Source organism: Arthrobacter sp. TMS2-4 (assembly GCF_054511075.1).
The window spans coordinates 682,850-701,385 of the sequence record NZ_JBTNDI010000001.1 but is presented as its reverse complement, the minus strand read 5'-3'; the positions used below and the strand labels follow the sequence as shown (position 1 = coordinate 701,385).

Sequence of the window (18,536 nt, the reverse complement as noted above, 5' to 3'; positions counted from 1 at the left end):
GGGGGGGGTTGAGACACGGGTCCCGTCGGAGGGGTTACCTCCTCCACCAGCAGAACCGCAGAGGGTTCTTTTTCCGCTCAGCAGGCCTCCGCCCCACACCATGAACGCAAGGGGGCAGTAGACGAGGGTGACCCAGATGGGGACGAAGATCACCCAGGCGCCGAACTTCGCACGGTCGGCGATGGCACCGCTGATCAGGGCCACGGTGATGATGGCGAACGTCGCGCCGTAGCCGGCGCCGATGAGGTCCTCGGTGCCGATGAGCCCGGTCAGGCCGAACGAGGTGAACGGGTTGCCGAAGAGCTGGGCGATGCCGTCGCCGCCGGTCATCGAGTAGCCCCAGAGGACCCACACGATCCCCACGAGTCCGACGGCGATGAAGCTCATCATCATCATGTTCAGTGCGGCCTTGGCACGGGTCATCCCGCCGTAGAAGAAGGCGAGCCCGGGGGTCATGAGAAGTACGAGGGCGGCTGAGATCATCACCCAGACGTGGCCTGCTGTCAGATCCATCAAACACGATCCTTCCAAAGGGGCGGGGACTTCCCGCTCCTCCAGAATGCGATGGCAGTGTTTCGGACCCGGGGGCATCGCGTTGCGCGCAGGTTACAGCCGGAGCGCCCGGGTAAAGAGCCCGTGTCGGTCGTGTTTCCTTCAGGTTTCCGGGCACGCCGGACCTTGACGGGCAGCGGGCCGCAGCCCGCTCCTACGGACCCTAGCTGAGCAGGGCGTCGACGAACCCCTCGGCGTCGAACGGCGCAAGATCGTCGGCGCCCTCGCCCAGTCCGATCAGCTTGACGGGGACGCCGAGGCTGCGCTGGATGGCCACCACGATGCCGCCCTTCGCGGTCCCGTCCAGCTTGGTGAGCACGATGCCGCTGATGTTCACGACCTCGGCGAACACGCGGGCCTGGTTGAGGCCGTTCTGACCCGTCGTCGCGTCCAGCACGAGCAGCACCTCGTCCACGGTGCCCTGCTTCTCGATCACGCGCTTGACCTTGCCGAGCTCGTCCATGAGGCCCACCTTGTTCTGCAGGCGCCCGGCGGTGTCGATGAGGACGACGTCGACCTCCTCCTCGATACCGACCTTGACCGCCTCGAAGGCGACGGACGCGGGATCGGCGCCGTCGACGTCGGACTTCACCGTCGGCACGCCGACGCGCGCACCCCACGTGGACAGCTGCTCGGCGGCGGCCGCGCGGAACGTGTCCGCGGCTCCCAGCAGCACGTCCTTGTCATCGGCGACGAGCACGCGGGCGAGCTTGCCGACCGTGGTGGTCTTGCCCACCCCGTTGACGCCGACGACCATGACGATGGCGGGACGGTCCGCGTGCCGCTGGGTGGCGAGGGACCGGTCCATCGTGGGATCGACGAGCTTCACCAGCTCCTCCCGGAGCATGTCCTTGACCTCGGCCGGGTTACGGCTGCCTGCCACCTTGACCCGTTCGCGCAGCGCGTCCACGAGTTCCATGGTGGGCTCGGTGCCGAGGTCCGCCATGAGGAGGGTCTCCTCCACCTCGTCCCAGACGTCCTCGTCGATCTGGTCCCGGGACAGAAGGGCGAGGAGCCCCTTCCCGAGAGCGTTGTTGGACCGCACCAGGCGGGCGCGCAGCCGGGCGAGGCGCCCCTGAACGGGGTCGACGGTGTCCAGCCGCGGAGCGGCAGGAGCCTCCTCCAGGCCACTGAGATCGTTCGGGACGAGCACGTCCGTCGAAACGCCGTCGGGCCGCTCCAGGACGTCCGTGGACGTGGCACCGTGTGCCCCGTCCTCGAGCTGGTCGTCGGCGTCGCGGGGCGAGGAATACAGGCCCGGAGGGGTCCGTCTGCCCCGCACGAGGAGGACGGCGAGCGACCCGACCACGGCGATCGAGAGGAGGACGAAAATGACAGGCAGCAGGATCTCGTTCACTGATCCACCTTCTCATATGGGTCCTGTACGCCGGGATTGAACTCCGGCCCCGGGGCGGTGACAGAATGCGAGGACCATGGCCGGATTCCCTCGCGTACTCAAGCGCCCTTCCTTCCGCATCTCCCGCTCGGTACGAAGGACGGGGCCCGGAGGCGCGCCCGTCGAGGAACGGCAGCGCATCCCGCGGGAGATCCGGGTCCTCATCGCGGCCGCCTTCGTCATCGCCATCGGGTTCGGCCTCGTCGCGCCGATCCTGCCGCAGTTCGCGCAGAGCTTCGACGTCGGCGTCACCGCGTCGGCGGTGATCGTGAGCGCCTTCGCGTTCACGCGGCTCGTCTTCGCCCCCGCGGGCGGCCGACTCGTGGAGCGGCTCGGCGAGCGGCCGGTCTACCTCGTCGGGCTGCTCATCGTGGCCCTGTCCACCGCCGCCTGCGCCTTCGCGGCGGACTACTGGCAGCTCCTGGTCTTCCGCGCCCTCGGCGGGATCGGCTCGACGATGTTCACGGTCTCCGCGATGGGCCTGATCGTCCGGCTCGCCCCGCCCGCCATCCGCGGACGGGTCTCCGGGGCCTACGCGACCGCGTTCCTGCTCGGGAGCATCGGCGGCCCGCTCCTCGGGGGCCTGCTCGCCCGGTTCGGCCTGCGGGTGCCGTTCCTCGTCTACGCGGTGGCCCTGCTGGTCGCCTCCGCCGTCGTCTTCTTCCAGTTGAAGGACACCTCGCTCGCGGATCGCGCGGCGGCACGCGAGAAACCGGCCCTGACGGTACGTGAGGCGGTCTCGGACTCCGGGTACCGTGCGGCGCTCGCGTCCAGCTTCGCGAACGGCTGGTCCTCGTTCGGGGTCAGGATGGCGCTGGTGCCGCTCTTCGCGGACGCCGTCCTCGGGGCTGGTACGGAGATCGCCGGGATCTCCCTGGCCTTCTTCGCCGCGGGAACGGCCCTCGCCCTGACGATGTCGGGCGGACTCGCCGACTCCTTGGGCCGGCGGCCGCTCGTCATCACGGGACTGATCGTGAACGGGGCCGCGATGATCGCCCTCGGCTTCTCCGGGAATGTCGTGGTGTTCCTCGCACTGTGCGTCGTCGCGGGGATCGGCACCGGTTTGCTGAATCCTGCCCAGCAGGCGGCGGTGGCCGACGTCGTCGGATCCGACCGCAGCGGCGGCAGGGTCCTGGCGACCTTCCAGATGAGCTCGGACCTCGGCGCGATCCTCGGTCCGATCCTCGCCGGCCTCATCATCGACCAGCTGTCCTTCGGCTCCTTCGCCCTGGCCTTCACGGTGACCGGGATCCTGGCCTGCCTCGCCGCCGGCGTGTGGGCCGTCTCCCGGGAGACCCTGCCCCGGGAGACGCCGACCCGGGCGGAGCGCACCCCGCCGGCAGCCGACGGCGACGACACGGCGGGCCGCCGCGGCACCGGTCCCGCCGCGGAGGAGCAGGGAAGCTAGCCGACGGAGTCCTCGCGCTCGGTGATGCGCTGGCTGATCACCGTGGACACACCGTCGCCCCGCATCGTCACGCCGTACAGGGCGTCGGCAACCTCCATCGTGCGCTTCTGGTGCGTGATGATGATCAACTGGCTCGACTCCCGCAGTTCCTGGAAGATCGTGATCAGGCGCCCGAGGTTCGTGTCGTCCAGGGCCGCCTCCACCTCGTCCATGACGTAGAACGGCGAGGGACGGGCCTTGAAGATCGCGACCAGGAGGGCGACGGCAGTCAGCGACCGTTCGCCGCCGGAGAGCAGGGACAGCCGCTTGATCTTCTTGCCGGCGGGCCGTGCCTCGACCTCGATGCCGCTGGCGAGCATGTCCGTCGGGTCCGTGAGCACCAGCCGGCCCTCGCCACCCGGGAAGAGGGTCGCGAAGACGTGCTCGAACTGGTCGGCGGTGTCCCGGAACGCGGCGGTGAAGACCTGCTCAACGCGCTCGTCGACCTCCCGGATGATGTCCAGCAGGTCCTTCCGGGTCGCCTTGAGGTCAGCGAGCTGGGTGCTGAGGAACTGGTGGCGTTCCTCGAGCGCCGCGAACTCCTCCAGGGCGAGGGGATTCACCTTGCCGAGGGCGGCGAGGTCCCGCTCGGCCCGCTTCAGCCTCTTCTCCTGCTCCTGCCGCACGAACGGGATGCCCTGCGGCACGGGATTGCCGTCGTCGTCGACCGGAGCGCGCAGTGCGGCCCACTTGTCCTCCACCACCGTGTCCCCGGGCACGGGCAGGTGTGGGCCGAACCCGTCCACGAGGTGGTCCGGGGTGAGGCCGAGCTCCTCGATGGAGCGGTTCTCCAGGGCCTCGATCCTCAGGCGCTGCTGCGTGCGAGCGAGCTCGTCCCGGTGCACCGAGTCGGTCAGCCGTGCCAGTTCGACGCCGAGGGCCGCGGTGGACACCCGCACCTCCTGGAGCTCGGCCTCCTGCTGCCGGCGCAGCCGCTCGGCGGCATCGCGCTGCTCCGCCGCGACGGCCACCGATCGCGCGGCGTGCTGCTCCGCCCGCCGCGCCGCCGCGGCGACCTGGGCGGCGCGGACGGCCTGGGCCGCGCGGATCCTCGCCTTCTCGGCCGCCTGCTCGCGCGCGCGGCGTTCGGAGTGCGCCGCGCGTTCGAGCGATGCCGCCCGGTTCGCGAGCGCGGCGAGTTGCTCCTCCCTGCTGCGCAGGGCGAGGCGGGCGTCCAGCTCGGCTTGTCGGGCGTCCACCGCGGCGCGCCGCAGGGCGTCGCGGTGCTCGCTCGAGGGCTCGGCCTCCACGGGCTGCTCCTGGAGGTCCTTCAGCCGCTGGACGGCCTCCTGCAGCCGCGTCTCCTCCTGCGCGAGATTGTCCTCCGCGGCGCGCACGAGCAGCGTCAGACGCTCGGCCTCCCCACCCGCGGACCGGAGCTCGGCGTGCAGCCGGCCGAGCCTCTCGGCGACCGCCGCCATCCGCGCGTCCGATTCGTGCAGGCGTTCGAGCGCGGCATCGACGCGGTCCTGCGCCGCCTCGCGGGCGGACCGCGCCGCGGCGAGGCGGAACCGCAGACGGTCGGCAGCGGCGACGGCCAGGCCCAGCTTCTCCTCGGTGTCCTCGGCGGCGGCCCGCAGTTCGAGGGACCCTGCGGCTCCGGGTGCGCCGCCGCGGGCCGCGTGGCGGGACAGGACGTCGCCGTCGCGCGTGACCGCCAGGGGCGCGGTGCCGTCCTCGACCGCGCGGCGCGCCGCCTCGAGGTCAGCGACCACGACGGCGCCGGCGAGCAGCGCAGCCACGGCCGGCTGCAGGGCGGCCGGGGCGGCCACGACGGCGAGGGCGGGGACGACGGCGGCAGGCTCCGGTTCGGGGGCGGTCTTTTCCGGACGGGTGGTCCCTCCGAGGCCGGAGGCGACGACGAGCGAGACCTGGCCTGCGTCGTCGTGCTTCATGCGCTCCATGGCCCGCGCCGCCGCGGCGACACTCCCGACAGCGACGGCGTCGGCGAACCCTGCGAGCGCCGCCACGACCGCCTTCTCGAAACCCGGGGCCACGTGCAGGAGCTGGGCGAGCGGCTCGAGCACACCGTCGAGCCCCGCGGCGAGGAGGGCCGCGGAGCCGTCGCGCTGCTGCAGGCCCTCGCGCTGCGCCTCGAGCCGCGCGGTCAGGGCGCCGCGCTCTCGCTCCGTGGCTCGCTCCTCCTCCACGAGCGCGGCCGCGTCGGCGGTGCTGGCCCGGAGGACCCGGGAGGCCTCCTCGTACTCGGCGTCGAGGCCTTCCTCGCCCTCCTCGTCCCCGGCGACCCGGCCCTCGAGCGCCTGGAACTCGCGCTCGGCCGTGCGCCGTCGTTCCTCGGCTGCGGTGATGGATGTGCGGAGGCGCCCGAGCTCGGCGACCGCGGATTCGACGCGCGAACGCGCCGTACCCACGGCGCCGGCGAGCCGGGCGTCCCCCTCGCGCCGGTCGGCAGCGGTGCGCAGGAGGCGGGCGAGCCGCGCGTCCTCGGCCGCGGATGCCTCTTCCGCGGAGCGACGGGCCGCGAGGGTCTGCTCGAGGGCATGGCCGAGGGAGGCCACCTCCTCCTCCAGTCCGGCGACCTCCGCGCGCACGCGCTCGGCCTGGCGGTCGAGGTGGTCGGGATCACGGCCCTGGTCCTGTTCCGTCGCCTGCCCGAGGAGGTGCCCGCGGTCCTCGGCGCGCGTGGCGAGGGCGGCAAGCTTCTCGCGGGCGCTCGAGAGCGCATGCCATGCCTCGCGTGCCCGGTTGAGGGCGGGGACGGACGCGGCGGCGGCCTGCTCGAGCTCCGCCTGCCGCTCCTGGCCGATGCCGAGTTGCTGCCCGATCTCGTCGCGGCGTGCCTGCAGTGCTGCCTCCGCCGCGACGTCCCGCTCGAACCCGGCGCGTAGGGTCACGAGTTCGTCGGCGAGCAGTCGCGACCTCGCGTCACGTACTGCGTACTGCACGTGCTGCGCGCGCCGCGCGACCTCCGCCTGCTTCCCCAGCGGCGTGAGCTGCCGGCGCAGCTCGCCTGTGAGATCGGACAGCCGCGCGAGATTCGCCTGCATCGCGTCGAGCTTCCGCACCGTCTTCTCGCGCCGCCGGCGGTGCTTGAGGATTCCCGCGGCCTCCTCGATGAAGCCGCGCCGTTCCTCGGGGGTGGCGTGCAGCACGGTGTCCAGTTGCCCCTGGCCGACGATGACGTGCATCTCACGTCCCAGCCCGGAGTCGGAGAGGAGTTCCTGGATGTCGAGGAGCCGGCAGCCCTTGCCGTTGATGGCGTACTCGGAACCGCCCGCCCGGAAGAGCGTGCGGGAGATCGTCACCTCGGAGTACTCGATGGGCAGGGCGCCGTCGGCGTTGTCGATGGTGAGGGAGACCTGGGCCCGCCCGAGCGGCGCACGCCCGGTCGTCCCTGCGAAGATGACGTCCTCCATCCGGCCGCCCCGGAGCGTCTTGGCACCCTGCTCGCCCATGACCCATGCCAGGGCGTCGACGACGTTGGACTTGCCGGACCCGTTGGGCCCGACGACGGCGGTGACGCCCGGCTCGAACTCGAAGGTGGTTGCCGAGGCGAAGGACTTGAACCCTCGCACGGTTAGACTCTTCAGATGCACGGTGTCAGGATCTCCAGAGGGAATAGGACCTCCCCAATCTACTGGAACCCACCGACAGTACTCGGCAGCGGTTAGCCAAGCCGGCGGTCCCGGACGCCTCCGGAGTGACCGCCATCGAAATACAAAGTAGGCTTACGAAAGTTTCAGCAGTATCCGAAGGCGTCCAGGCCGACCCATCCATGGGTCATTTCCGGCCACAGACCGGCGCTATCAGTTGACGAGGCAGGAAATTTGACCGGTAACGCGACCTTCCGACATGACAACACGGCCTTGCTCGCCGTCACGAGTGTGGAGGCGCCCGTAGTCGTCAGTTCCGCAGAGTTCGACGAACGGCTTGCCCCCAGCCTCAAGCGACTGCGCCTCTCCAAGCGGCTCCTCGAGCGCGTGGCCGGCGTCACCGAGCGTCGGTGGTGGTCCCCCGGCTCGGACTTCGACGACGCCGCCATCGAGGCCGGCGCCAAGGCGATGGCCGAGGCGGGCATCGAACCGGGCGAGGTGGGCCTGCTCATCAACACGTCGGTAACCCGGCGCAACCTCGAACCGTCGGTCGCCGTGAAGATCCACCACTCCCTCGGCCTGCCCTCCTCGGCCATGAACTTCGATCTGGCGAACGCCTGCCTCGGGTTCGTCAACGGCATGACCCTCGCCGCGAACATGATCGATTCCGGGCAGATCAAGTACGCCCTGATCGTCGCGGGCGAGGACGCCCAGCAGACCCAGGAAGCCACGTTCCGGCGGCTCAACCGGGAGGACTCGACGCGCCAGGACTTCCTCAGCGAGTTCGCGACCCTCACGCTCGGCTCCGGCGCGGCCGCCGCCGTCCTCGGGCCCGCGGACCTGCACCCGGGCTCGCACCGCATCCTCGGCGGGGTGTCCCGTGCCGGGACGGAGCACCACGAACTGTGCGTCGGCGGGATCGACGGCATGTACACGGACACCAAGGGCCTGCTCGACGGCGGCCTCGACCTCGTGGTCACCGCATGGCACGAGGCGCAGGCCGACGGCTGGGCGTGGGACTCCATGGACCGGTACGTCACCCACCAGGTCTCCAACTCCTACACGAACGCGATCATCAAGGCCGTCGACCTCGAGCGCGAGCGGGTGCCGATCACCTTCCCGCACTGGGGCAATGTGGGGCCGGCGTCCCTGCCCATGACCCTCGCCCAGGAGGGCGCGTCCCTGAAGACCGGGGACCGCGTCCTGTGCCTCGGCGTCGGGTCCGGACTCAACACCTCGATGATGGAGATTGCGTGGTAGCACTCCCCGGCGTCGACCCCTCCTGGTCGACGTACCTCGATGTGCCCTCGACCAGCGGGGCGGATCGCCCCGGCACTAGTCATCGCTGGCACTACCTCGACAACGGCGCCGACCTCGAGGACGGCACGGTCCGGGGGACCCTGCTCTGCGTCCACGGCAACCCCACATGGTCCTACCTCTGGAGGACCTACCTGGCCGCCGGCCGCGCCGCCGGCTGGCGCGTCATCGCCGTCGACCAGCTCGAGATGGGTTACTCCGAGCGGACCGGCGTGTTCCGTCGACTGGGCGACCGCATCACCGACCTCGAGGACTTCGTCGCCGCCGTCGGGCTCACCGGTCCAGTGGTCACCGTCGGCCACGACTGGGGTGGCGTCGTCAGTCTCGGCTACGCCCACCGGAACCGGGAGGACCTGGCCGCCGTCATCCTCACCAACACCGCCATCCACCAGGACCCGGCCCGCGCCATTCCGGCCCCGCTCAGGCTCGCTCTCGCGCCGGGTGTCCACGGCCTCGGGACCCGCACCACCAGCGCCTTCCTCGATGTGACCCTCGCCCTTGCACGTCCGGCCCTCGCCCCGGACGTGCGCCGTGCCTTCAAGGACCCCTACCGCACCGCCGACGACCGTCAGGGCATCGCGCACTTCGTGTCGGACATCCCCGCGGACCCCTCGCACCCCAGCTACCCGGCGCTGACCGCGACGGCCGAGGGCATCCGCAGCCTCGACGTCCCCGTCCTCATGATGTGGGGGCCGCACGACCCGATCTTCTCGGACCCCTACCTGGAGGACCTGGCACGGCGCCTCCCCTCGGCCGACGTCCACCGCTTCGAGCATGCGAGCCACCTCGTGCAGGAAGACGCCGACACGGCGTCGACGGCGATGGAGTGGCTTACCGAACGCTCCGTAGGACACCCCGCGCCCTCCGTCGACGCGCCGCCCCCCGGCGATGCACCGTACGTCCCGCTCGGGCAGCGCCTCACCGACCTGGCCGCCGGGCCGGCCGCCGCGCGGACCGCCGTCGCGGAGATGACGTCCTCGGGCGCGCCCCGCACCCTGTCCTGGCGGGAGCTCGCCGACGACGTCACCGCCGTCGCCGCGGGCCTGACCGCGCTCGGCTACGGCCCCGGCAGCCGGATCAGCCTCCTCGTCCCGCCCGGCGTGGACCTGACGGTCCTCATCTACGCGTGCCTGCGCATCGGCGCCGTGATCGTCGTCGCCGATGCCGGCCTCGGCGCCCGCGGTCTCAGCCGTGCCGTCAAGGGGTCAGCGCCCGACGTCGTCATCGGCATCGAACGTGCCCTCGTCGCCGCCCGCGCCTTCGGGTGGCCCGGACGGCGGATCAGCGCCGCTCCCCTGTCACCGGCCAGGCGCCGGGCACTGGGCGTGGAGGCCTCGCTCAACGACCTGCGTGCCGCACGGCCCGCGACGCCCCCCGCCGTGGCACCCGACGCCGACGCCGCCATCCTCTTCACCTCCGGCTCCACGGGCCCGGCGAAGGGCGTCGTCTACACGCACCGGCAGCTCTCCGCCATGCGCGACGCCGTCGCGGCCACCCTGGGACTCGGCGAGGGCGCCTCCCTCGTTGCGGGCTTCGCGCCGTTCGCGCTGCTCGGGCCGGCGCTCGGCGCCACCTCGGTCACACCGGCCATGGACGTCACGGCGCCCCGGACCCTGACCGCGCAGGCGCTGGCCGACGCCGCGGACGCGATCGACGCGACCGTCGTCTTCGCATCACCGGCAGCCCTCCGCAATGTGCTGGCCACCGCGGGTGACCTCACCGACGCGGGAAGGACGGCTCTCCGCCGGATCTCCCTGCTGCTCTCGGCCGGAGCGCCGATTCCCGTCCCGCTCCTCGAGGCGGTGCAGGACCTCGTTCCCTCGGCCGCCCTGCACACCCCCTACGGCATGACGGAGTCCCTGCTCGTCGCGGACATCGACCTCGCGGGCATCCGCCGTGCGGCGGATGCAGCTCGGGACGGTCTCGACGGTGCCGGCGGCGGGGTGTGCGTGGGCCTCCCCGTGCACGGTGCCCGCGTGTCCGTCAGCCCGCTCGAGGCCGACGGCGCGGCGACCGGCGAGCCGACCACGGTCCCGGGACGCACGGGCGAGATCCTCGTCGACGCGCCCCACGTCAAGGACCGCTACTTCCGGCTGTGGAGGACGCAGCAGGAGTCCACGCGCACTCCCCCGTGGCACCGCACCGGCGACGTCGGCCACTTCGACGCCGACGGACGCCTCTGGGTGGAGGGCCGGATGGGCCACATCATCACGGCGGCCTCCGGTGTCCTGACGCCCGTCGCGCTCGAGCAGTCGCTGGAGACCATCGACGGCGTCCGGCTCGCCGCCCTCGTGGGGACCGGCCCCGCCGGCACCCAGGCCGTCGTCGCGGTCCTCGAGACGGACGATGCAGGACGACGCCCGGCCCTTGCGGACCCACCACTCGCGGACGCGGCACGGGCGGCCGCCGTGCGACATGGGATCGACCTCTCCGCCGTGATCACCGTCCCCGCCCTCCCGGTGGACATCCGGCACAACGCGAAGATCGATCGCACACGCATCGCGCAGTGGTGTGGCCGGTTCCTCTCCGGCATCCGTGCGGGGTCCCTGTGACCGTCCTCGTCACCGGGGCGAGCGGAATGCTGGGGCGCGCCGTCGCCGAACACCTTCTCGCTGCCGGGGACGACGTCCGATGTCTCCAGCGCCGTCCCTCCGGCATCTCCGGTGCGCAGGATGTCCTGGGGTCGATCACCGATCCCGTGATCGTCGCCACCGCCGTGCAGGGCTGCCGCGCCGTGATCCACCTGGCGGCGAAGGTGTCCTTCACGGGGGCTCCCGCCGACTTCGACCGCACCAACATCGACGGGACCCGGATCCTGCTGGACGCCGCCCAGGCCGCCGGAGTAACCGACGTCGTCCACGTGTCCTCGCCGTCCGTCGCGCACGATGGCTCCTCACTGGTCGGGGCTCCCGCCGGCACCGCGGACCCGGAGCACGCCCGCGGTGACTACGCCCGCACCAAGGCCTCCGCGGAGCTGCTCGCGCTGGCGCGCTCGACGCCGTCGTTCCGGGTCGCCGCGATCCGGCCCCACATCGTGTGGGGCCCCGGCGACACCCAGCTGGTCGACCGCGTGATCGACCGCGCGCGGCACGGCCGTCTGCCCCTGCTCGACGGCGGGACGGCACTCATCGATACGACGTACGTCGACAATGCGGCGTCGGCCATCGTCGCCTGCCTGCGGCGCATGGACGCGGCGCAGGGCCAGGCTCTCGTCGTCACCAACGGCGAGCCCCGCCCGATCGCCGAGCTGCTCGCGGGGATCTGCCGGGCCGGCGGGGTCGAACCACCCGTCCGGTCCGTCCCCGGAGCACTCGCGCGCGGTGCGGGATCCGTCATCGAGCGGGTCTGGCTGCGGCTGGGCCGGACGGATGAACCGCCCATGACCCGCTTCCTGGCGGAGCAGCTGTCGACGGCGCACTGGTTCGACCAGCGGCACACGCGCACCGTGCTCGACTGGCGCCCGTCCGTGAGCGTCGACGAGGGACTCGAGCGCCTGGCGGCGTTCTACAGGTAGCCCCGGTGCGGCGCTCCTTTCCCTGAGCGCGCAGGTGTGGCGGGTCCCGCCGTCGAGAACCCACCCCGGGTGCGCGACGGGCGCGGACCCGGGCCTCGTCGGACAGTCCGGGAACGCAGAAGGACGGGATGCGTGATGCATCCCGTCCTTCTGACCGTCGAACTGGTGTTGCCGGCCGTGCGACCCGACTAGCGGGTGTAGTACCCGTCCACGGACATGGCGCTGACCGAGTGGACCAGGGTGCCCTGCGAGGCGTTCAGGGCGCTGACCATCTGCCCGTTGCCGAGGTAGATCCCGACGTGGCTGCCGCCGTTCTGGCTCACCAGGTCACCCGGCTGGGGGTTGCTGGTCGGCGTCATGGAGGCGAACTGGGCCCAGGTGGTGCGCGGCAGGTCGATGCCGTTCTGGGCGTAGGCCCACTGCACGAAGGCCGAGCAGTCCCAAGCGCCGAACGCGGTTCCGCCGTACACGTAGCCGGAGCCGACGCCCTGCATGGCCGTGCCGACGATGCCGCCGCCACCGATGGGCGCGATCGACGCCGCGGACTGCAGGCTGTAGGCGGGGGTGGCTGCCGGAGCAGGTGCTGCGGCGGGAGCGGCAGGTGCCGGCGCTGCGACCGGGGCTGCCACGGGTGCTGCGACTGGGGCTGCCACGATGGATGCCGACTGCACCGAATACTGCGCGGGGGCAGCAGGAGCGGCGGATCCACCGAGGGAGATCGACTGGCCGGGGTAGATGACCGACGCGTAGCCAAGGCCGTTGGCCGCGAACAGGGCGTCGAGGCTGATGCCGTGCATGGCGGCGATGGACCCGAGGGTGTCGCCGGCCTGGACGGTGTGGGTGCCGGCCGCTGCCGACTGGGTGCTGACCTCGCCGGCGGCGTTCGCGGGAAGCGACGCGCCGAGCATGAGGCCGGATGCAACGGCGACGACGGCGGCAGGCTTGCCGGCGACCGAGGCGCTTGCGGAGAAGGCCCGCGAGGCGGTGACGAAGGGGTTGGTGCGCGTGGGGACTGCCCGGTGGCGCGCGTTATGGCTCTGCTTGGACATAATGATGCCTTTCCCAATGCCTGCGAAGTTAGCTGTCGGGTTCGGATGGGACATCCGGACACGCTTCCTACAGACCGTCGTCCCCAGTACCGGTCTGCGCGTGTCTTTACCCCTAGGACCCGTGATCGAGTCCGCTAGTGGTTCCCCCGCCCCTGTCGAATGTGTAGTGCGAACGGTCCGTCCTCATCGACAGGGTTAGGCAGTGTGAGGATGGGCGCCCATCCGTTGTGGATCGGACGCGAGACCAACCGTACCGGCTGGTAACGCCAGTTGTCACATTTAGATCACGAGGTGTGGATCACCTTTTTCTGCCCCGAGATCTCAGATCCGTGCATTGCGTGGTCTGGCCTGGCAGGACGGGCACAGGTAGGACGACCTGTTCATGAACGATTCGCGGCGCAGCAGCGTGGTCCGTCCCTCGGACGCGCACCGGCGGCAGGGCCGGCCCTCCCGCCCGTAGGCCTCCAGATCACGGGCGAAGTACCCCGACGCACCGTTCACGTTCACGTACAGGGAATCGAAGCTGGTGCCGCCGGCCGCCAGTGCCCGTTCCATCACCGAGGTGACGGCGTCGACGATGCGTCGGGTGTCGGGGCGACGCATGGTGTCCGTGGGGCGCGCGTAGTGGAATCCGGCCGCCCAGAGCGCCTCGTCGGCGTAGATGTTGCCGATCCCGGAGATGAGCCCCTGATCGAGGAGGGCACGTTTGAGACCTGTCCGGCGCGCGCGCAGGCGTTCGTGGAACAGGTCGAGGGAGAATCCGGGGTCGAGGGGATCGCGCGCGATGTGTGCCGCCTGCCGGGGTACGAGTGGCAGGTTCGAGGCGCCGAGCCCGCCGGGCAGGCCGTCCGGCGTGGCCTCCAACTCTGTGACGAACATCCCGCCGAAGATCCTCTGGTCGACGAACCGCAGCTCGCCCGGCAGCGCTGTGCCGTCGTCGTCGTCCGCCGGGGAGAGTGCGAAGCGGACCTTCAGGTGCTTTTCCGATGGAGCATCGGGTGCCTCGACCAGGAGCTGTCCGCTCATCCCCAGGTGCGCCATCAGCGCGACGTGCGGGCGGTCGCGGGGATCGTCGGGGTCCTCGAGGATCATCCACAGGAACTTCCCCCGGCGCACCACATCCCCCACCCGGGCGCCGGCGACGGTGCCGACGAAGTCCTCGACGCCGTCGAGGTGCCGCCTCAGGGACCGGGGATCGAGGACGTCCACTGCGTCGATGGTGCGGCCCGCCACCCAGCGCACGAGGCCGCGGCGGACGACCTCGACCTCGGGAAGTTCAGGCACTCAGGGTCCGTCGGGCGACAGGGTGGGATCGGGGACACCGGGGCTGCGGCCGTCGGCCGGAGCGGCGTCGGCCGGACGACCCGACGGCAGTGGATCCGGCGGTACGGCGAGCGTCTTCCAGGATGCGGCGGCGGCCTCCTGCTCGGCTTCCTTCTTCGAGTTGCCGCAGCCGGAACCGTACTCCGTTCCGCCGATCAGCAGGCGCGCCGTGAACGTCCGGGCGTGATCCGGCCCCGTCCCGTCGACGCGGTAGTCGATCACCCCGAGCCGCCGGGCAGCCGCCGTCTCCTGGATGCGGGTCTTCCAGTCGGTTCCCTCGCCCAGCACCGCCGCATCGCGCAGCAGCGGCCCGATCAGTCGCATCACCATGGCGCGGGCCGTCTCGATGCCGTGGCTGAGGTAGGCGGCCCCGATGACGGCCTCCATGGTGTCCGCGAGGATCGACGCCTTGTCCCGCCCGTTCGTCAGCTTCTCGCCCTGCCCCAGCAGCACGTAGCTGCCGAGGTCGAGGGCGCGGGCCACTCCGGCGAGTGCCTTGGTGCTGACGACGGCGGAGCGCCTCTTGGCGAGGTCCCCCTCGGAAAGATCGGGGTGGTCCCGGTACAACGCATCAGTGACCGCCAGTCCGAGCACCGAGTCGCCGAGGAACTCCAGGCGCTCGTTCGTCGGGATCCCGCCCTTCTCGTAGGCGTAGGAGCGGTGCGTGAGGGCAAGACGAAGCGTCCCGGTGTCGATGTCGACACCGAGACGCTTCGTGAGGTCTTCCGTATTCTTCACAACTGCATCAGCTGATCCAGCACCGGACGGGCGCCGGGCGGGCGTGAGCCCTGCCGTGCGCGGGTCCGTTGTCAGACGTCGGCGACCTTGCGGCCCTTGTACTCCAGGAACAGCGGGGTACCGGCGGAATCGGTGACAACCTTGGCCTGGTGGGCGAGGCTGTAGGTGACGCGGCCGTTCTCGAGGGTCTTGACCAGCTTGGGGGCGGTTGCCTTCCACTGGGACCGGCGTGCGCGGGTATTCGCGCGGGACATTTTCCGTTTCGGGACAGCCACGGCTAACTCTCTTCCTTCTCGTCTGACTCTGACTTGGGTGCCGCGTCCTGCTCGGCGGCAGTGCCCGTCAGCCCGGCAAGGGCTGACCAGCGAGGATCCAAAACTTCATGGTGGTGGTCCGGATTGTCGTTGAGCTGGGTTCCGCACTCGGAACACAGACCCTGGCAATCCTCTCGGCACACCGGCTGGAATGGCAGCGACGTAACCACCGCATCCCTCAGCACGGGTTCCAGATCGACCGAATCGTTCTCCACCCTGTGCTGTTCTTCTTCCTCTTCCACCGACAGCGACGCGGAGTCGCTGTAGAAGAAGAGTTCCTGGATCTCCACATCGCGATCGAACCGCAGTGGCTCCAGGCACCGGCCGCACTCGCCGGTCACTTCGACGTTGGCCGTTCCCGATACCAGGATTCCCTCGTGCACCGATTCGAAGCGCAGATCCAGTTCCATGTCGGAACCTTCCTGCACGCCGATCAGGGCGACACCGAAATCCTTGGGTACCGGTGCATGTTCTTCGATTGTCCGCATGCTTCCCGGACTGCGTCCGAGATCCTTGACACTGAATGTCAAAGGCGAACTGAGATCGCTTTTAATGGTGACTCCTGTAGAACATATGACCGACGTACCATCCTAGCCTGATCAGGCGGGCAGGCCCAAAACGGGTAGGGCGTCGGTGGTGTTCGGGGATCACGACGTCCGCAGCCGCCTGTTCACGGCGTCCGGGACGAAGGGCGTCACGTCGCCGCCGAGGGCCGCGACCTCCTTCAGCAGGGTCGAGGAGACGTGCGCGAATTCGGTGTCCGTCGGCAGGAACACGGTGTCGATGTCCGCAAGGTGGCGGTTCATGGTGGCCATGGGGAGCTCGTAGTCGAAGTCGAGGCCGGACCGCAGGCCCTTCACGAGGGCGGACGCCCCCTGTTCCCGGCAGAAATCCGCGAGCAGACCGTCGCCCATCGGGAGCACCGACACCCCGGGGAGGTGCGCGAGGCTCTCCGCGCAGAAGGCCATGCGCTGCTCCAGGTCGAAGCGGTACGTCTTCGCGTAGTTCGTCGAGACCGCGACGATCACCTCGTCGAAGAGCCGTGCGGCGCGGCTGATCACCTCGAGGTGGCCATTGTGGAGGGGGTCGAAGGATCCGGGGCAGACGGCGCGGCTCATTCCCCCACCGTACCCAGTCCCGCCGGCCCGCGACGGACCGGGCGAACCCCCGGCGGCGGGAGCGGCAATACTGGTGGGATGACGACAGACGATCGGACTTCCTCCAGGCGGGCTATCGGCGACGCGCCGTGGATGCGGGCGGCGCGCGGCGCGAACCTGCTCGGTGACGACGGACGACTCGGCATCACCATCTTCGAGGAGGTCACGGCCCTCGCGCAGCAGCACGCGGCGATCAATCTCGGCCAGGGCTTCCCCGACGAGGACGGGCCGCAGGAGATCCTTGACGCGGCCCGGGCGGCCATCGCCGACGGCGCGAACCAGTACGCACCGGGTCAGGGGCTCGCCGTGCTGCGCCACGCGATCGCCGCCCACCAGGAGCGCTTCTACGGGCTCTCGGTGGACCCGCAGACCGAGGTGATCGTCAGCACGGGCGCCACCGAGTCCATCGCCGCCGCGATCCTCGCCTTTGCCGGGCCCGGAGACGAGGTGCTGACGTTCGAACCGTTCTACGACTCCTACGGCGCCGTCATCGGCCTCTCGGGGGCGACGCACACCACGGCCCCGCTGCGCGCTCCGGACTTCCAGCCCGACGCGGCGACCCTCGAGGCCGCGTTCAGCGAGCGTACGAGGATCGTCGTCGTCAACAATCCCCACAATCCGACGGGCAGTGTCTTCACCCGCGACGCCCTCGAGCTGATCGTGCGGCTGGCGGAGCGCCACGGCGCGATCATCGTCACGGACGAGGTGTACGAGCACCTCACCTTCGGCGCCGGATACGTGCCGATCGCGTCCCTGCCCGGAGCGGCTGGGCGGACCCTCAGTATCTCCTCCGCCGGGAAGACCTTCTCCGTGACGGGCTGGAAGATCGGCTGGCTCAGCGGGCCGGCCGAGCTCGTCGCCCAGGTGCGCACCGTCAAGACCTTCCTCACCTACACCTCCGGCACGCCGTTCCAGGGCGCGGTCGCCCAGGGCCTGGCCCTGCCGGACGAGTTCTTCGCCTCCGTTGCCGGCACCCTCCGGAAGAAGCGCGACCTCCTGGGTGAGGGCCTCCGCGCGGCCGGGTTCGACGTCGTCGAGCCCCAGGGCACGTTCTTCACCATGGTGGACGCTGCACCGCTCGGCATCGAGGACGCCACGGACCTCGCGCGCCGGCTGCCGGGTCTGATCGGCGTCGCCGCGATCCCGGTCGCGATGTTCTGCCATGCCGAGGGCGCCGACCACACCCGGTCGATGCTCCGCTTCGCGTTCTGCAAGAAGGTCGACGTGATCGAGGAGGGCGCACGGCGCCTGGCGACCCTGCGGGGGCGCCTGTGAGCGCCGGGCCGCGCACCGGTCCGGACTCCGGGCCCGACGGGGAGTTCGAGGTCCCCACCCGCTGGCTGCCCGGGACGGGCGCGTACGCGGAGCTCGACGAGGACGCCCACATCGAGGGGGCCCTGATCCTCAGCATCGGCGGCGCCCAGCAGTCCCACGTGGACCTGCTGCATCCCGGCCGGGTCTTCTACGAGTACCTGCAGCGCATCGCGAACGTCATCGACCTGGCTGCGCCCGCCGGGGTCCCCCTGCGGGTCCTGCACCTCGGCGCGGGAGCCCTCACCCTCGTCCGCTACGTCCAGGCCACGCGGCCGGGCTCCCGGCAGGTCGCCGTCGATCTGGAGGCGGAGTTGATCGACTTCGTCCTCGGCGCCATGCCACTGCCGGCGGGGACGTCCTGCGAGATCATCGCCGGCGACGCCGCCGATGCGGTGCTCGAACAGCCCGACGCGGCCTTCGACGTCGTCGTGCTGGACATCTTCGCGGGAGCGGACGCACCCGCCCACCTGACCGGCCCGGACTTCGTGGCGCACCTGCTGCGCGTGTGCGCCGACGACGGCGTAGTGCTCGTGAACGTCGGCGACGACCCGCCGCTCGCCTTCGCCCGTGCGCAGAGCCGCCAGCTCTCCGCACTCGCGCCGGCCACCGCCGTCCTGACCGAGGCGGCCATGGTCGACGGCGACCAGGCGGGCAACGTCATCGTCGCCGCCCGCCGCGCGGCCTGGCCTGCGGACTGGACGCGGGCGCTGCTGGCCGCCGGCCCCCACCCGGCGGCCGTCCTGACAGGCCCGGACCTCGCGCGCTTCGAGGAGCCTCCCGCCTAGGAGTGCGGCCCATCCGCGGGCGCCGCCCGGACGAAGTACCGCCGACAGGCAGCGCTGACGACGGCGGTACGCTTGA

15 protein-coding genes and 1 riboswitch are annotated in these 18,536 nt (G+C 71.0%); of the genes, 6 read left to right on the top strand and 9 right to left on the bottom strand.

Translation table 11 applies throughout. The features are described 5' to 3' along the window. A partial coding sequence (locus tag ACX80F_RS03250; RefSeq protein WP_459334928.1) for an ammonium transporter occupies positions 1-513 on the bottom strand: 513 nt, incomplete at its 3' end. A gap of 202 nt (positions 514-715) precedes the next feature. Continuing rightward, complete coding sequence (gene ftsY, locus ACX80F_RS03245; RefSeq protein ID WP_459334927.1) at positions 716-1,909, bottom strand: signal recognition particle-docking protein FtsY; 1,194 nt, start codon at positions 1,907-1,909, stop codon at positions 716-718. A 76-nt stretch (positions 1,910-1,985) separates the two neighbouring features. Here ftsY and ACX80F_RS03240 point away from each other — a divergent pair, with 76 nt between their 5' ends. Further along, positions 1,986-3,356 carry an MFS transporter gene (locus tag ACX80F_RS03240; protein WP_459334926.1) on the top strand — a complete coding sequence of 457 codons (1,371 nt, stop codon included), beginning with the start codon at positions 1,986-1,988 and terminating at the stop codon, positions 3,354-3,356. Here the strand turns inward: ACX80F_RS03240 and smc are convergent. Next, a complete protein-coding gene (gene smc / locus ACX80F_RS03235) occupies positions 3,353-6,952 on the bottom strand; it encodes a chromosome segregation protein SMC (RefSeq protein WP_459334925.1) in 3,600 nt (1,199 codons plus the stop codon). The genes ACX80F_RS03240 and smc overlap by 4 nt on opposite strands. 231 nt (positions 6,953-7,183) lie before the next feature. Between smc and ACX80F_RS03230 the strand changes: the two genes are divergently transcribed. The 3 genes from ACX80F_RS03230 to ACX80F_RS03220 are packed head-to-tail and all read left to right on the top strand — an operon-like array spanning position 7,184 to position 11,780. Continuing rightward, the gene (locus tag ACX80F_RS03230; protein WP_459334924.1) at positions 7,184-8,209 is read left to right on the top strand and encodes a 3-oxoacyl-ACP synthase III; all 1,026 of its coding nucleotides are present in this window, start codon (positions 7,184-7,186) and stop codon (positions 8,207-8,209) included. Continuing rightward, positions 8,203-10,818 (top strand): alpha/beta fold hydrolase, encoded by a 2,616-nt coding sequence (locus ACX80F_RS03225; RefSeq protein ID WP_459334923.1) that lies wholly within the window; start codon positions 8,203-8,205, stop codon positions 10,816-10,818. The genes ACX80F_RS03230 and ACX80F_RS03225 overlap by 7 nt, the downstream gene beginning before the upstream one ends. Further along, positions 10,815-11,780: an NAD-dependent epimerase/dehydratase family protein gene (locus tag ACX80F_RS03220; RefSeq protein ID WP_459334922.1), complete on the top strand. Its 966-nt coding sequence runs from the start codon at positions 10,815-10,817 to the stop codon at positions 11,778-11,780. The genes ACX80F_RS03225 and ACX80F_RS03220 overlap by 4 nt, the downstream gene beginning before the upstream one ends. 188 nt (positions 11,781-11,968) lie before the next feature. Here the strand turns inward: ACX80F_RS03220 and ACX80F_RS03215 are convergent, their stop codons facing one another. The 6 genes from ACX80F_RS03215 to coaD form a co-directional block, all read right to left on the bottom strand. Next, entirely contained in the window at positions 11,969-12,829 is an 861-nt protein-coding gene (locus tag ACX80F_RS03215; protein WP_459334921.1) for a C40 family peptidase, read from the bottom strand. A 2-nt stretch (positions 12,830-12,831) separates the two neighbouring features. Continuing rightward, positions 12,832-13,039: riboswitch (cyclic di-AMP (ydaO/yuaA leader) on the bottom strand. 111 nt (positions 13,040-13,150) lie between these two features. Next, on the bottom strand, positions 13,151-14,113 hold the full coding sequence (mutM, locus tag ACX80F_RS03210; protein ID WP_459334920.1) for a bifunctional DNA-formamidopyrimidine glycosylase/DNA-(apurinic or apyrimidinic site) lyase: 963 nt from the start codon (positions 14,111-14,113) through the stop codon (positions 13,151-13,153). Beyond that, complete coding sequence (gene rnc / locus ACX80F_RS03205; protein WP_459334919.1) at positions 14,114-14,890, bottom strand: ribonuclease III; 777 nt, start codon at positions 14,888-14,890, stop codon at positions 14,114-14,116. A 71-nt stretch (positions 14,891-14,961) separates the two neighbouring features. Then, entirely contained in the window at positions 14,962-15,165 is a 204-nt protein-coding gene (gene rpmF / locus ACX80F_RS03200; RefSeq protein ID WP_043445822.1) for a 50S ribosomal protein L32, read from the bottom strand. A 2-nt stretch (positions 15,166-15,167) separates the two neighbouring features. Further along, positions 15,168-15,734 carry a YceD family protein gene (locus tag ACX80F_RS03195; RefSeq protein ID WP_459334918.1) on the bottom strand — a complete coding sequence of 189 codons (567 nt, stop codon included), beginning with the start codon at positions 15,732-15,734 and terminating at the stop codon, positions 15,168-15,170. Positions 15,735-15,851: 117 nt separating this feature from the next. Next, positions 15,852-16,322: a pantetheine-phosphate adenylyltransferase gene (gene coaD / locus ACX80F_RS03190; protein ID WP_459334917.1), complete on the bottom strand. Its 471-nt coding sequence runs from the start codon at positions 16,320-16,322 to the stop codon at positions 15,852-15,854. A gap of 78 nt (positions 16,323-16,400) precedes the next feature. Between coaD and ACX80F_RS03185 the strand changes: the two genes are divergently transcribed. Continuing rightward, positions 16,401-17,636, top strand: a complete 1,236-nt coding sequence (locus tag ACX80F_RS03185) for an aminotransferase class I/II-fold pyridoxal phosphate-dependent enzyme (RefSeq protein WP_459334916.1) — start codon at positions 16,401-16,403, stop codon at positions 17,634-17,636. Then, on the top strand, positions 17,633-18,460 hold the full coding sequence (locus ACX80F_RS03180; protein ID WP_459334915.1) for a spermidine synthase: 828 nt from the start codon (positions 17,633-17,635) through the stop codon (positions 18,458-18,460). Before ACX80F_RS03185 ends, ACX80F_RS03180 begins: the two co-directional genes overlap by 4 nt. Positions 18,461-18,536: the final 76 nt, after the last annotated feature.

Coding starts and splice junctions, on each gene's coding strand:
- ACX80F_RS03240 (WP_459334926.1), top strand. CDS start 1,986: ATGGCCGGATTCCCTCGCGTACTCAAGCGCCCTTCCTTCCGCATCTCC.
- ACX80F_RS03215 (WP_459334921.1), bottom strand. CDS start 12,829: ATGTCCAAGCAGAGCCATAACGCGCGCCACCGGGCAGTCCCCACGCGC.
- coaD (WP_459334917.1), bottom strand. CDS start 16,322: ATGAGCCGCGCCGTCTGCCCCGGATCCTTCGACCCCCTCCACAATGGC.
- ACX80F_RS03185 (WP_459334916.1), top strand. CDS start 16,401: ATGACGACAGACGATCGGACTTCCTCCAGGCGGGCTATCGGCGACGCG.